The organism is Catellatospora tritici (genome assembly GCF_019083965.1).
Classification (GTDB): domain Bacteria; phylum Actinomycetota; class Actinomycetes; order Mycobacteriales; family Micromonosporaceae; genus Catellatospora; species Catellatospora tritici.
This window is the reverse complement of the sequence record NZ_JAHRCY010000026.1, coordinates 91,812-106,529: the sequence shown is the minus strand read 5'-3', so window position 1 is coordinate 106,529 and position 14,718 is coordinate 91,812. Positions and strand designations below refer to the sequence as shown.

Annotated in this window: 11 protein-coding genes; 3 read left to right on the top strand and 8 right to left on the bottom strand. The window is 69.7% G+C overall.

Translation table 11 applies throughout. The features are described 5' to 3' along the window. Positions 1–506, top strand: a 506-nt coding sequence (locus KUA19_RS36420; RefSeq protein ID WP_217403528.1) for an RNA-guided endonuclease InsQ/TnpB family protein, incomplete at its 5' end; no start/stop codon positions are given. Between the two features lie 105 nt (positions 507–611). On the opposite strand, the gene KUA19_RS36415 is transcribed toward KUA19_RS36420, so the two are convergent. Beyond that, complete coding sequence (locus tag KUA19_RS36415) at positions 612–2,126, bottom strand: FAD-binding oxidoreductase (protein WP_217403526.1); 1,515 nt, start codon at positions 2,124–2,126, stop codon at positions 612–614. A 224-nt stretch (positions 2,127–2,350) separates the two neighbouring features. Here KUA19_RS36415 and KUA19_RS36410 point away from each other — a divergent pair, with 224 nt between their 5' ends. Further along, positions 2,351–4,027, top strand: coding sequence for a protein kinase domain-containing protein (locus KUA19_RS36410; protein ID WP_217403525.1), 1,677 nt, complete (start codon positions 2,351–2,353; stop codon positions 4,025–4,027). Between the two features lie 151 nt (positions 4,028–4,178). Here KUA19_RS36410 and KUA19_RS36405 read toward each other — a convergent pair whose 3' ends face one another. The 4 genes from KUA19_RS36405 to KUA19_RS36390 form a co-directional block, all read right to left on the bottom strand. Then, entirely contained in the window at positions 4,179–5,594 is a 1,416-nt protein-coding gene (locus tag KUA19_RS36405) for a carbohydrate-binding protein (RefSeq protein WP_372451983.1), read from the bottom strand. Positions 5,595–5,775: 181 nt separating this feature from the next. Next, the gene (locus KUA19_RS36400) at positions 5,776–7,329 is read right to left on the bottom strand and encodes a DHA2 family efflux MFS transporter permease subunit (protein WP_217403523.1); all 1,554 of its coding nucleotides are present in this window, start codon (positions 7,327–7,329) and stop codon (positions 5,776–5,778) included. Positions 7,330–7,705: 376 nt separating this feature from the next. Continuing rightward, positions 7,706–8,596, bottom strand: a complete 891-nt coding sequence (locus tag KUA19_RS36395) for a Sco1979 family transcriptional regulator (protein WP_217403521.1) — start codon at positions 8,594–8,596, stop codon at positions 7,706–7,708. A 71-nt stretch (positions 8,597–8,667) separates the two neighbouring features. Then, positions 8,668–8,898, bottom strand: coding sequence for a DUF397 domain-containing protein (locus KUA19_RS36390; RefSeq protein WP_217403519.1), 231 nt, complete (start codon positions 8,896–8,898; stop codon positions 8,668–8,670). Positions 8,899–9,162: 264 nt separating this feature from the next. Between KUA19_RS36390 and KUA19_RS36385 the strand changes: the two genes are divergently transcribed. Continuing rightward, the gene (locus KUA19_RS36385) at positions 9,163–9,426 is read left to right on the top strand and encodes a hypothetical protein (RefSeq protein ID WP_217403517.1); all 264 of its coding nucleotides are present in this window, start codon (positions 9,163–9,165) and stop codon (positions 9,424–9,426) included. A gap of 98 nt (positions 9,427–9,524) precedes the next feature. Here the strand turns inward: KUA19_RS36385 and KUA19_RS36380 are convergent, their stop codons facing one another. The 3 genes from KUA19_RS36380 to KUA19_RS36370 all read right to left on the bottom strand — a co-directional run bounded on the left by KUA19_RS36380 (position 9,525) and on the right by KUA19_RS36370 (position 14,702). Continuing rightward, positions 9,525–10,589, bottom strand: coding sequence for a cobalamin-independent methionine synthase II family protein (locus KUA19_RS36380; RefSeq protein WP_217403515.1), 1,065 nt, complete (start codon positions 10,587–10,589; stop codon positions 9,525–9,527). Positions 10,590–10,961: 372 nt separating this feature from the next. Then, positions 10,962–11,765 (bottom strand): SAM-dependent methyltransferase, encoded by an 804-nt coding sequence (locus KUA19_RS36375; RefSeq protein WP_372451984.1) that lies wholly within the window; start codon positions 11,763–11,765, stop codon positions 10,962–10,964. A 186-nt stretch (positions 11,766–11,951) separates the two neighbouring features. Then, on the bottom strand, positions 11,952–14,702 hold the full coding sequence (locus KUA19_RS36370; protein ID WP_217403511.1) for an AbfB domain-containing protein: 2,751 nt from the start codon (positions 14,700–14,702) through the stop codon (positions 11,952–11,954). Positions 14,703–14,718 lie beyond the last annotated feature (16 nt).

Sequence of the window (14,718 nt, the reverse complement as noted above, 5' to 3'; positions counted from 1 at the left end):
TGCGCGCCGACGGCCTGCACAAACTCACCACCACCCTCGCCGCAACCTACGGCACCGTGGTCGTCGAGGACCTCAACATCAAGGCCATGATGGCCAACCGGCGCCTGGCCCGGCACATCGCCGACGCCGGCTGGGCCACCCTGCGCCGACAATTGGAATACAAGACCACCTGGAACGGCGGCCGGGTGGTCGCCGCCGACCGCTGGTTCGCCTCCTCGAAGACGTGTTCGTCCTGCGGCGCGGTGAGACCCAAGCTGCCGCTGCGGGTACGGACCTACACCTGCCAGCATTGCGGTCTGAGCTTTGACCGTGATCTCAACGCCGCACTCAACCTGCAGCAGTACGTCGCCCGGAGTGGCCGGCAGACGCTAAACGGCCGTGGAGCCGACCGTGAGACCACCCCCGTGGTGGCAGGTGGCTGTGAAACGACCACCCCGCACCACCTCGGTGGGTCAGACGGGGACCGTCGGCCGGCAACGGCCGACTGCAACACGAGTGCGCACTAAAGCGCACTCAATTGCAACGGTGGAGAGCTGCCATAACCGCCGAGGTTACCGCCGACAGCGACGATCGGCCGATCAGGTTCAGCTCAGGATCCGCACCCGCGACTGTCAGGGGAGGCGGACCGACTGCGCGTGACGGAAGGTGTCCGACGGGTCCCAGCGCGCCTTCACCTGCCGCAACCGCTCGTGGTTGAGGCCGAAGTAGAGCTCTGTCCACGGCGTGCCCGATGCGTTCCAAGCCGGGTCGGACAGGTCGACGTCTGGGTAGTTCACGTAGCAGCCGTCGAGCTGGTCGCCGGGGACCGGCACTCCTCCCCGGTCGGCGAACACCGCCCGGTACGCGTGCCGGATCCAGTCCAGGTGTCGATCGTCGTCAGCCGGGTCGGCCCAGTACACCTGCCACTGCACCTTCAGGACGCTGTCGCGGTGCGGGTAGGCGGTGGCGTCGGCGGCCACCGAGTTGATCGCCCCGCCGAACGAGTCGAGCTGCAGTTGGGCATCCGGGTGGCCATACTCCAGCGACGCCCAGATCGCGTCCCGCTGCGCCGCGGTGAACCCGCGCCTCAGGAACGCCGACTTGTACTTGGCCCGCAGCCCCAGGTCGCTGCCCGCCGCGAGCTGGTTGGCCCAGGCCCACTTGAGTTTGCGCGGCGCGGCCGCCTCGGGCAGCGCCGCGACCTTGCCCGCCTGCTCGGTCATCGGCGCGGCCGGACCGACCCCGGCGCCGACCTCGGCGACGAACGCGCGCAGCAGGCCCTCGGCGTCGGGGCTCGTCGCGTCCATCGTGGTGCGCAGGCTGATCCCGGCCGCCGCCCGGGTCGGCACCAGCAGGGCCGAGGCCAGTCCGGCGTACGGATCGGACACGTCGGCGTGGCGCTCGTGCCAGTCGCCGAAGTTGACCAGCAAACGATCGAAGCCGGCACGGTTCAGCGACTCCCATGGCCAGGTCGCGGCGTGTAGCCATACCTCGGCCGGGGGAGTGGGCAGCGCGAGCGCCGGTTCGGCCACGGCCTGCGGCGAGCGGAGCCAGAACCGGGTGACCACGCCGAACGTGCCGCCGCCACCGCCGGTGTGGGCCCACCACAGGTCGTGGTGCGGGTCGTGCGGGTCGCGGGAGGCGACGACCGCGCGTACGGTTCCATCCGCGTCGACCACCACCACCTCGACCGCTTCGAGGTGGTCGACGGTTAGCCCGTGCCGCCGCGACAGCACGCCATACCCGCCGCCGGTGAAGTGGCCGCCCACACCGACGCTGTGGCAGGAGCCGCCCGGGATGGTCACGCCCCAGTTCTTGAGCAGCGCCTTGTACACCGTGCCCAAGGTCGCTCCGGCACCGACGGCGAAGGCGGCGCGCTCCGGATCCCAGCCGACCGTGTTCAGCCCGGACGCGTCGATGAGCAGCGCGACGTCCGGGTGGGCGACGAAGCCCTCGTAGCAGTGGCCGCCGCCACGTACGGCGACGCGCCGTCCGGTCCGCACCGCGCGGGTCACCGCGTCCACCACGTCGTCGGTGTCGCGTACGCGGTGGATCTCGTCGGGCTTGCCGGTGAAGCGACGGTTGACCGCCCGCGCGAGCTCGGCGTACGCGGGGTCGGCGGGTCCCAGGATCAGCGCGTCCGACATGCGCGCCACCCTACTAGAAACAAACCTAAAAGTAACCGGGCCTCGCGAAGCGGTGCGCGCGTTGCACTGGCACCCCCGTTCGCGCGGGATCGAGGGCGGGCGTCTCGAACGGACGTCTACCGCGCAGGTTGTAGGGACGCGTCTGTCCTACCACGAGGGTTCGAGCCGCGACCTCCATCAGCCGCCGGACGACCGGCGGCCCATCCATCGGGGATGCTCGTGCTGTGACCGGCCTCAGCGAGCAGCCCGCCGATCAGCGTGGACCCGCCCTCGTCGGCGCCGTCGAGGGCTACACCGACCTGGTGCGCATCGGCGTCGGCGGTTCCAGCGTGGTCTACCGCGCCCGGCAGGAGCTGCTGGCCCGCACGGTCGCGCTGAAGGTCTTCGCGGCTGGCGCCGACGAGCGGGCCTACCAGCGCTTCCAGCGCGAGGCTGAGCTGACCGCCCGACTGAGTGGACACCCGAACGTGGTGACCGCGCTCGACTCCGGCGTCACCTCCAGCGGCCAGCCGTACCTGGTCACCGCCTTCTACGAGCGCGGCTCGCTGCACGACCGGATCGCCGCCGACGGGCCGCTGCCCGCCGCCGAGGTCGCCCGGATCGGCGCGAAGATCGCCGACGCGCTCGCGGCCGCGCACGAGGTCGGCCTGCTGCACCGCGACGTCAAACCCGCCAACATCCTCGTCTCGCGGTACGGCGAACCCGCCCTCGCCGACTTCGGCACCGCCCACCTGGCCACCGGTCAGGCATCAGCGACGCGCCTGGACGTGTTCTCGCCCCACCACGTCGCCCCCGAAGTCCTCGGCACCGGCAAGTCCGGCCCCGCCGCCGACGTGTACGCCCTCGGTTCCACTCTCTACCACCTCGCGACCGGCCAGGCCCCGCACGCGACCGACGACGGCACGCTCGCGACCGTGCTGTGGCGGGTCGTCAACGCCCCGGTCCCGGTGCTCGACTGCCCCGACCTGCCCGGACTCGCTCCGGTGCTGGCCCGCGTGATGGCCAAGGAGCCGGGCGACCGCCACGCGTCGGCGCGTGAGTTCGCCACCGCGCTGCGTGCGCTCGTCGCCGACGACGCGCTGGCGCAGCCGGTGCCGAATACCCCGGCCGAGCCGGTGACCGACCTGCCGGTGCCGGAGCCGACCGTGCCGATCGCCGCCGTCGCGCCGCCGCCGTGGCACCGGCGCCGCCCGGTGCTGGTCGGCGGGGCGGTGGCGCTGGTCGCGGTGGTGACAGTCGCGATGACGCTCACCTACAACGGTGCCGGGCAGCCCGCGGCGGGTCAGGTCGGGCAGTCGCCGGTCGCGGCGGTCGCGGCGCCGTCCGCGGCGGTCGAGGTGCCCTCGCCGGGCACCGCCAGCGCGGCGGCCGCGACGGTCGCACCCGGTCCGGGGCGATCGCCGCAACCGCAACCGCAGCCGACGACCGCACCGCGGCGCCCCACGCGGCAGCCGACGGTCGCGCCGCCCGCGAAGCCCGGTCCGCTGCTGAGCAACGGAACCTTCGGCAGCGGGACGTCGCCCTGGTGGGGCAGCGTGCCCGCGGTGAAGGTGTCCGGCGACGGCGGGCGGCTGCGCGCGGTGATCGCCTCCGGCACGCCGAACCCCTGGGACGCGATGGTGGCGCACGACTTCTCGCCGCTGGTCAAGGACGCGTCGTACACGCTGTCGTTCGACGCCTCGGCGTCGGCGCGCAAGACGTTCCCGATCACGGTGCAGATGGGCGGCAAGCCGTACACGAACGCGATGTGGAAGAGCGCGACCGTGGACACGTCGACCCGGCACTTCAGCTACACGTTCACGCCGTCGTTCGGCACCGACTGGGGGCTGGTCTCGTTTCAGCTCGGCGCCAACGGGTCGTTCACGTTCTGGCTGGACAACGTGACCCTGACCCGCGGCTGAGCGTCGGCGCGTCCGGCGCGGCCGTCGGTGCGACGGGGTCAGCCCAGGTCGGCGCAGGTGTCGATGATATTTACATCAACAGATGTGATGTGCGGGCGGTTCCGGCCGGTGGCCCGGTCCCAGGTGCGAGCCGGGCCACCGGTGGGTTGGATCAGCGGCCCTGCAGCGACTTCACGTTGTCGCCGAAGGTCCAGCTCTTGCTGCCGTCCCAGTTGATGGACCAGGTCATCAGGCCCTTGAGGCTGCCGCTGAAGCTGTTCCACGACTGCGACACCAGGCTCGGCGTCATGTAGCCGCCGCCGGCGCCCGACTGCGCGGGCAGGCCGGGGACCTGCTTGTCGTAGGGCACCCGGATGGTGACGCCCTGGATGGTCAGACCGTTGTTGAGGCAGGTGGTCTGCGTGGTGAAGCCCTGCACGGTGCCCGCGGAGTACGAGTCGCCGGAGCAGCCGTACATGCTGCCGTTGTAGTACTGCATGTTCAGCCACCACAGGCGGCCGTTGTCGGCGTACTTCTTGACGATCGGCAGGTAGGCGCCCCAGATGGAGCCGTAGGTGACGCTGCCGCCGGTGACGTACGCGGTCTCCGGCGCCATGGTCAGGCCGAAGTTCGACGGCATCTGCGCCAGCACGCCGTCGATGATGCGGATGAGGTTGGACTGCGAGGCCGACAGGGTGTTGATGTTGCCGCTGCCGGTGAGGCCGGTCTCGATGTCGATGTCGATGCCGTCGAAGTTGTATGTCTTCAGGATCGGCACGATCGTGGCGACGAACTTGTCGGCGACGGTGCTGGAGCTGAGGTCGATACCGGCCGCGGCACCGCCGATGGACAGCAGGATCGTCTGCCCGGCCGCCTTGGCGGCGCACATCTCGGCCGGGGTCGCGACCTTGACGCCCGCGTCCATGCCGTCGGCCCACAGGGCGGTTCCGTCAGAGCGGATCACCGGGAACGCGGCGTTGATGACGTTGTAGCCGTGCTGCTTGATCCGGCTGTCGGTGATCGGAATCCAGCCCAGGCCGGGGTGCACGCCGTTGGACGCGCCGTCCCAGTTCTCCCAGTAGCCGACCAGCACCTTGCCCGCCGGGCGGGACTTGACCGCGCAGGTCGTGCCGCCGGGGGAGGTGGACGGGGTCGGCGACGGGGAGGTCGGCGGCGACACCGAGGGCGACGGCGAGGCCGACTTCGACGGGGACGGCGACGGGGAGACCGAACGCGAGGGCGACGGCGACGGCGACGGCGGGGTGGTGCCGTCGCAGGCGCCGAGGTCCTTCCACAGCGACGGGGTGGCGGCGGGGTTCCAACCGGCGCCGACGTAGGCGGTGTGGGTCACCAGGGCCTGGTACAGCCGACCGTTGTAGGTGACCTGCGTGCCCACGGTGTAGGTGTTGCCCTCGGCCCAGGCCGGGGCCGTGCAGGCAGCCAGTGCGGTTACCGCACCGTTGGGCTCGGCGGCCTGGCCGCTGGGCATGGAGACCATGGCCACCGCGAGGGTGACGGCCGCGCTGGCGGCAAGCGCGACCGCCCAGCGCGCCGCACGGCGCGGTGTCCGAAACGAAGTGTTCGACATCACGCAATTATTAGTAAGGTTTACTTTTAAGTAAATGGGTACAGGGATGCCAATCTGGAGATCATCTACAGTGGACGCCCAGGTCCGGAAAACAGGAAGGCCCGGCTCATGTGAGCCGGGCCCGGTGCCGAACCGGGCCGCCCGCATCCCCGCCTGGTGCGAGCGGCCCGTCCGGTGCCTGTCAGTGCATCGCGAACGCCGGCTCGGCCGCCTGCCCCTCAGCCTTGACGACCTTCTTGCGCGGCAGGAACAGCGCCGGGATCACGCACAGCGCGACCAGCACCATCGCCACCAGGTAGGTGCTGCCGAACGCGCTGGCCAGACCCTCCTTGCCGGCGGCCAGCACCGGCGCGGGCACCTGGTCGGCCGGGATCGCGCCCTGCGCGACGGCGTAGTACGCCTTGGCGGTCTGGTCGGCGAGCACCTTGTTGGTGAGCACCACGGCCATGACGGCGGTGCCGATCGATCCGGCGGTCTGCTGGACGATGTTCATCATCGTCGAGCCGCGGGCGATCTGGCCGTCGGTGAGGCTGCTCATGGCGGCCGACATGATCGGCATCATGGTCAGGCCCATGCCCATGCCCAGCACGAACAGCGCGCCCAGCAGCATCAGGTACGACGTGTCGGCGCCGACCTGGGTGTAGACCGCCAGCGCGGCCGTGATCAGGGCGATGCCGGTCAGCACCAGCTTGCCCGGACCCATCTTGTCGGTGAGCTTGCCACCGATCGGCATGGTCAGCATCGCGCCGAGGCCGTTGGGGGCCAGCAGCAGACCAGCGTCGAGGGTGCCCTCGCCGCGTACCTGGATGAAGTAGCTCGGCAGCAGCAGCATCGAACCCATGAACGCCACCGAGAACAGGGTCATCGTGATGACCGAGATGGTGAGGTTGCGGTCGTTGAACAGGCTGAGGTCGATCAGCGCGTGCTGCTTGCGCAGCGCGTGCAGCACGAACGCGATGACCAGGACCAGGCCGATTAGGCCGGGCACCAGCACCTTGGTGGACGCGACCTTGCCCTCGCCGGCGATGGAGGACACGCCGTAGAGGAACAGGGCCAGGCCCGGCGACAGCAGCAGCATGCCGAGGAAGTCGAAGGACTCCGACGGCTTCGGCTCGTCCTTGGCCAGCACCCGCCAGGCGGCGACCAGCGCGATCAGGCCGATCGGCAGGTTGATCAGGAAGACCCACTGCCAGTTGAAAGACTCGATCAGCCAGCCGCCCAGGATCGGGCCGCCGATCGGGCCGAGCAGCATCGGCACGCCGAGCACCGCCATGACGCGGCCGATGCGCTCCGGGCCGGCGGCCCGGGTCATGATCGTCATGCCGAGCGGCATGAGCATGCCGCCGCCCAGGCCCTGCAGCGCCCGGAACGCGATCAGCGGGCCGATGTCCCAGGCGAAGCTGCACAGCACGGAACCGGCCACGAACAGCACGATCGAGGTCAGGTAGAGGCGCTTGGTGCCGAACCGGTCGGCGGCCCAGCCGGTGACCGGGATGACCGCCGCCAGGGCCAGGGTGTACGCGGTCATGGTCCACGCGACCGTGGCCGGGGTCGAGTGGAACTCGCGTCCGAAGGTCGGCAGGGCGACGCTGACCACCGTGATGTCGAGGATCGACATGATGGCGCCCAGCACCACCACGCCGGCGACCTTGAGGACAGCGCTGTCCAGCTTCTCGGTCGCGGCCGGTGGGGCCACGGGATCAGCCGTGGCTGGCGGGCTGCTGGCAGTGGTCATGCGGGGGCTCCTCTTGCTTGTCGACTTTTCGGGCGCTGAACCAGCTATCGGTCCTAATCTGACATCAACGCCTTACGCCATCGTCGCAGCTCGGTTACGAGTGGCCGCAGGGTAGTCACCCTTCGGTGGCGCTCGACACTTGCGACCTGGGAATTTCGTCGTACGCTCGAGGTTTTCGCAGGTTGGGCGGCAAAACCATCGGCAGGCGTCGACCGAGCCGGGCAACGGGCCGTCGCGTCTGGTGGGAAAACCGCTAGCCTCGCACCGATTTGCGAACCTCGGGTCAGCCGGATGGCAACGTTGTCGGACAGGTTGGCGACCCGGTCGTGAGCTGCGGAGTTACCAAATCGTTACCCCTGGGCGGGGCCGCGACGGGTCAGTCGCGGTCCAGGTCGCGGGCGATGCCCTCCAGGATGCGCGGAGTCTGCGCCGGGGGAGCCGCCTCGACGCACAGCTGCTCCATCACGGTCAGGTACCGCTCCACGTCCTCGCGCTTGTCCAGGTAGAGGGCGCTGGTCAGCTGCTCCATGTATGCCACGTCGGGCAGGTCGTGCTCGGGGAAGCGCAGCAGCGCGAAAGATCCGCTGTAGGCGGCGTGCCCGCCGTGGGCGAACGGGATCACCTGCAGCGTCACGTTGGGCAGCTTGGTGGCTTCGAGCAGCTTGGCGATCTGGGCCCGCATGACCGCCCGGCCGCCGACCGGACGCCGCAGCGCACCCTCGTCGACCACCGCCCAGAAGTGCGGCGGGGCGGGCCGGGTGCGGGTGAGGATCTGCTGGCGGGTCATCCGCAGCTCCACGCGCCGGTCGACCTCGGCGGTCGGCTTGCTGCTGTGCCCGAGCATGATCACCGCACGGGCGTAGTCGGGAGTCTGCAGCAGGCCGGGGACGAACTGCACCTCGTACATGCGGATGATCTGCGCCGCCGACTCCAGCCCCAGGTACGACTGGAACCAGGCCGGGTAGACGTCGCCGTACTGCTGCCACCAGCCGGGCTCGTTGGCCTGGCGGGCCAGCGCCATCATCGACTCGCGCTCGGCCGTGTCCGTGACGCCGTAGAAGGTGAGCAGGTCGGCGACGTCGCGCTCCTTGAAGCCGACCCGCCCCAGCTCCATCCGGCTGATCTTCGACTCCGACGCGCGGATGTGCCAGCCGGCGTCCTCGCGGGTGATCCCGCCGGCCTCACGCAGGCGGCGCAGCTGGGCGCCGAGCAGCATTCGCAGGACGGTAGGGCCGCCGCCTGCCCCGGCCTCCGGGTCCGCCGCCATTCGCCCACCACCCCGCTGATCTCGTTGCGCATACTGTCCCAAAGGGAGGCCCGACTGTCGAGAAGCAACGATCAGGAAAGTAGATCGTCGAAGTCGCCGTCGTAGACGCCCAGCAGGAACGCCGACATCTCGGCGGGAGTGTAGAGCAGGACCGGGCCGCCGGGATCGCGGGAGTGGCGTATCGCGTAGCCCCCGCCGGGCAACCGACCGATCTCGACACAGTTGCCGTCGGCACCGCTGCGCTCACTCTTTCGCCAGGTCACCGCGGCCAGCTCCGGTGCTGCGCCGTGGGTGTGCGTCATCCCGTGCTCCTTCTGCCCCCCACGCCAACGACACGTGCACCAGCGGTTGCATCTGCACGTGCATTTGACGCTTGCTTTTGCACAGGATACCCGTGCATCATGGTTGCAGCTAAGTCAGATAGTTCGATGGAAGCGAGACCACCGCCACCCCCGGCACCAGTGCGAACGCGACCTGGCAGCTCTGCAGACGGCACGGACCCCTCCCGGAACCGTCTGGGCACCGCGACACACCGCTGTACCGCGTTACGGGAGGAATCACGATCCATGCCACGACCGAAGGTGCACCCGGACCGGCGAGAGCTGGCCGAAGTCGAGTCCACGGAGTCCTACGCTCCGCGTGACCGGGTCTGGGTATTCCGCGAGGGCGAGTGGGATCCGGGCATCATCTACGACGCCTCGGGCTTCGCCGCCACGGTCATCTGCCGCTCGGCCTCGGCCCGCGGCAATGAGATCGAGATCAGGACGGCACGCTTCCTGGCCAGGCGAGACTCGATCGTCCCCGCGATCGATACGCTCACGTACGTGTGAGGTACGTGCCAGGCGGGCCGGGTACGGGCAGCGGTGCGAGCCGCCCGTACCCGGCCCGATTCGTCTGCGCTGTCGCCCCATGCGGCGCAGCGCAGCCGTCAGACGCCCAGTTGTGCCGCGGCCAGGGCGGTTCCCTCGATACGCGCGCGGACCTTGGCGAACGCCGTGTCCCGTGAGGTCGAGGTGTCGTCACCGAACGGTGAGAACCCACAGTCGTCGGTCGTGCCCAGCCGCTCGGTGCCCAGGTGCTCGGCGGCGCGCAGGACCCGGTCGCGGACCAGCTCCGGCGTCTCCACCACCGGGTCGATCGGATCGGTCACCCCGACGAAGACCTGCTGTCCGTCGCGGACGTGGTCGGCGATGACCCGCAGCGCCCGCTCGGGCTCGGCCTCACTGGCCAGCTGGACGAAGAAGGCGCCCGCGTTCAGTTCGAACAGCCGGGGCAGCAGTAGCGCGTAGTCGACGTCGGCGCTGTGGGTGGAGTCCTGGTCGCCGCCGGGGCAGGTGTGCACCCCGATGCGCGCCCGCTCGGCCGGGCTGAACCGGGCAAGTACCTGGTTGTTCAGGTCGATGAACGAACCGAGCACACCGCCGGACGGATCGAGCTTCAACGCGAGCCGTCCCTCGGTGAAGTCGATCTGCACCCGGTGCGCCCCGCCGTCCAGCGCGCTGCGGATGTCGGCCTCCGCCTCGGCGATGAGGTCGGCGACGAACTGGTCGCGGTCGTAGCCCGCGATGCCGTCCTGCGGGTAGAGCAGGCTCAGTGCGGACGCGGCGATGACGGCCTGCTTGACCGGCACCGTGGCGTGGCGCTGCGCGGCGGTGAGGTAGCTGCCGACGCGTACCCCGTAGCGGAACGGTCCGGCTGTGAGTCTGGGCAGCTGTCGGGTGTGGCCGTCGGCGAACGGGATGACAGCCCCGTCGGGAGCGAGCGCCGTCACGCCCTGCAGCGGGTATGTGGCGAAGCTGGGCTTGCTCTGCTCGCCGTCGGTGACGACCGGGGAGCCGAGCTCCTCGAACCGCTTGATGGTGTCACGGACGGCCGCGTCGTACAGGGCGTCGAGGTCGTCGGACGAGATCCTGCCCGCGGCGTGGTCGGCCAGCCCGGCCAGCAGCTCGGGGGATCGGGGGATGCTGCCGATGGGCTCGGTGGGAATACTCATGCGCGTCAGTCTAATGTGGACTGTCGGGGAAAGGCGTGATCTGCATCGATCTGAGGTGAATGTTGTGTTACGTCACCGTGGCCGATGGGTCGCTCGCCCGACACAACGAGCCCGCCCCGATCCGGTCACGCCCTCCACCGGTCACATTTCGGCGCTCGCCGTGCGCGAAGATGCGTTCAATTTCGGGGAAACTGCGCGAATCAAGGCGGGCATTCGTGCAGTTTCCCCGAAACTGCAGCCACGGCGGCGGGGGCGACGGCAGCGGGGGCGCGCGGAACGGCGGCGGCGCGGTCGGGGAGGGGAAGCCCTGCCTCGACCGCGCCGCGCGCGTACTGCGAGATATGTCCGCCGGACCGAGCCGGCTTCATCGGTCTAACGCTTGCGGGCCACGCCCGCCCAGTAGAACGCCGCGGCCGGGTCCTCGACCTGCTCCTCCGGTCGCCACCCCATCACCGGAACCACGCCCGGCTCGATGAGCTCCCAGCCGTCGAAGAACCGCTCCACCTCGGCCTTGGTGCGCGGGATGACGGTCATGCCGCCGCGCTCGGCCGACGACCGGATCATCTCCATCGCCTCCTCGTCGAACTCGCGACCAGGGTGCGTGACGACCAGGTAGCTGCCCGAGGGCAGCGCGTCCATCAGGGCGCGAGTGTGCGCCCACGGGTCTTCTTCGGTCTTGAGCAGCATCAGCACCGCGATCATCATCAGCGCCACCGGCTGGTTCAGATCCAGGGTGGCCAGCAGCGCGGGGTCGTTGAGGATGCGGGCGGGGTCGCGCAGGTCGGCGTGGATGTACTCACTGCGGCCCTGCTCGGAGCTGATCATCAGAGCACGTGCGTGGACCAGCACGATCGGGTCGTTGTCCACATAGACCACACGGGTCTCCGGTGCGATCTCCTGGGCCTCCTCGTGCAGGTTCGGCCGGGTCGGGATGCCCGTGCCGATGTCGAGGAACTGGCGGATGCCCGCCTCGGCGACCAGGTGCCGCACGGCGCGGCCGAGGAACCTGCGGTTCTCCTTCGCCATCGTCTTGATGGTGGGGATGGCTTGGATGAAGGCCTCGCCCATGGCCCGGTCGGCGGCGAAGTTGTCCTTGCCGCCCAGCCACCAGTCGTACATGCGCGCCGAGTGCGCGACGCTGGTGTCCACGCCGGGCGGCGCGACCTCCTCGCGCACCTTGCTGTCTTGCGACACGAGACGCTCCCATCGACCCTCGTTGGTGAGTGAGGGAAGCAGCATAGAACGTGAACCTGAGTGGAGGTATACCGACCGCCACGAAAGCATTACCTAGCGATCATGAAGCCGGACCGCACGCCGGCGTGGGTGCGTGCGGTCCGGCGGTTCCGGATCAGCGGTCGGCGATCACGGCGCCCAGGGCGCCACCACCTTCCAGCTGGTGTCGGCGTCGTAGTTGGTCGGGTTGTCGCTGGCGTTCGGGCCGCCCGGCGCGGCGATCCAGGCCTCGGCGGCGTAGTGGCGCAGCCGGTAGCCGTTGATGTTGATGGACTCGAAGGTGACGTTTCCGCTGCCGTACCGGCCCGGCTGGGCGCAGAACGTCGCGTCGTTGTTGAACAGCGTGCTGCCGTCCGACGGGTCCTTGTGGATGCGGAACGCCGCGTGGCGCAGATAGTGGCCGGGGAAGTTGCGCGACTCGAACGAGTAGCAGCTCGGGTCGGCCAGGCCACGGCGTACGTAGAAGGTGGCGTCCGCCTTGAGCGTGGCGGTGCTGCCCGAGTTGACCACCTCGGTGTAGCCGAGGGAGGCGGAGTGGCGCAGGAACCGGTCGGTGAATCCGGGCGTGACCACCTGGAACGACTGGGCGACGTTGAGGGTCAGGTCGGCGCCGCTGCGCCACCACGGCGGGATGCCCGCCCAGGTCGCGTCGGCGGCGAAACTGGTCGGGTTGTCCCAGGCATTGGCACCCGAACTGTTGGCGATGTACACCTCGGACGCGATGTGCCGCAGGTACCGGCCGGGGAAGTTGTACGACTCGAGCGAGCTGCCGCCACCGGCCAGCCCCGCCCGGACGCAGAACGTCGCGTCGGCCTTGAACCCGGCGCTGTTGTCGTTGACGTCGCGCCGGATCCGGTAGCCGGAGTGGCGCAGGTACTGGCCCGGTGCGCCGCGCGACTCCAGCGACACGCAGTTGGCGTCGGCCAGACCGGCCCGTACCCAGAAGGTGGAGTCCTTCTTGAGCGCGTCGGCGCTGGCGGCGTTGACCACCGAGGTGACGCCGAGGTTGGCGGCCACGCTCAGCGAGCGGTCGGTGCAGCAGGAGGTGGTGACCTTCAGCGACACCAGCTGGTTGACCGGCAGGTAGGTGCCCTGCGCGGCCGCCTTCACCGAGTTGTTGACCGCGGTGACCTGGGCGAAGTTCATCTTCTGCACCGCGCGGTCGTAGGTGTGGAAGCCGTTGACCTCGTTCTCCACGTCGGTCGGCTCGGTGTAGACCGATGCCGACAGGCCGCGGGTGCTGATCAGGTCGCGCAGCTGGCTGGTGATCGAGACATAGCGCTGGGTCAGCGACGCCGAGTCCGGCAGCATCTCGTAGCCGAACCCGTTGCCCGGCGACCACTCGTGGCCGGACACCCGCAGGCCGAGGCCGCCGTACTCGCCGAGGACCGCGATGCGGCTGGCGGTGGGCAGCTGTGGCTGACCCGGTCCGACGTAGATGTGGTCGTCGATGGTGTCGCCGTTGCCGCCGTCGAACCCGCAGCAGTTGGAGCCGGAGTTGTTGGTGACCAGGCGGCTGGGGTCCCAGCTCTTGACCAGGTCGGCGATGCGGGCGGGCTCGTACTCGCCCCAGCCCTCGTTGAACGGCACCCACAGCACGATCGACGTGATGCCCTTGAGTTGGTCGATGATGCGGTGCAGCTCGACCTCGAAGTTGGTCTTGTCGGCCGCCGAGGGGGTGAAGCCGGTCTTCATGGCGGGCATGTCCTGCCACACCAGCAGGCCCAGCTTGTCGGCGTGGTAGAACCAGCGGGCCGGTTCGACCTTGATGTGCTTGCGGACCATGTTGAAGCCCAGCGCCTTCTGCTGCTCCAGGTCGAAGCGCAGCGCGGCGTCGGTCGGCGCGGTGTAGATGCCGTCGGGCCAGTAGCCCTGGTCCAGCGTGCCCAACTGGTAGACGAACTTGCCGTTGAGCACCGGGCGCAGCACGCCGCCGACCATGGACTTGCCGATGGAGCGCATGCCGAAGTAGCCGCCGACCTGGTCGCCGCCGCCGGTGCCGGTGAGCGTGACGCGCAGGTCGTACAGGAACGGGTCGTCAGGGGTCCACAGGTGCGCGTTGGGCACGTTGACACGCAGGTGCGCGCCGGGTGCGCCGGTGGCCGAGCCGACCACGACGCCGCCGCTGAGCACCTCGGCGGTGACGCCCTGGGCCGAGCCGCTGACCTGGGCGACCAGGTCGAGCTGTCCGGCGGGCAGGTCCGGGGTGGTGTCCAGGCGGGTGACGCGGGCGGCGTTCGTGGGCTCCAGCCATACCGTCTGCCAGATGCCACTGGCGGCGGTGTAGAAGATGCCGCTCGGGCTGAGTCGCTGCTTGCCCAGCGGGATGCCGGTCGCGTCGACGGGAGAGTAGACCCCGACGATGATCTCGTTGGTGCCGCCGTTGAGCGCGTTGGTGATGTCGAAGGTGAACGCGTCGTAGCCGCCGCTGTGGCTGCCGATCGACACGCCGTTGACCCACACCGAGGCGCGGTAGGTGACGGCACCGAAGTTGAGCTGCACTCGCCTGCCCGACCAGCCGGCTGGGACGGTGAAGGTGCGCCGGTACCACATGTTGTTCTCGTGCCGCTTGATCCCGGACAGGGCCGATTCGATCGGGTACGGCACCAGCACGGTCTCGGCCAGGGTCTGGCCGGTCGGCGGGGTGTTGAGGTTGGCCGCACCGGCGAACTGCCACTGGCCGTTGAGGCTCTGCCAGTCGGGGCGGGTCAGCTGCGGGCGGGGGTACTCGGGCAGCGGGTTGGTGAGCGAGACCTGGCTCGTCCAGGGCGTGGACAGCGGCGGGGTCTTGGGAATGTAGGCGGCCTGCGCCGGTGACGCGGCGGTGACGAGCACCGTCGTGATCAGACTCAACGCGGCCAGACCTGCTCTGACTTTCATGCGGGGCAACTCCTCG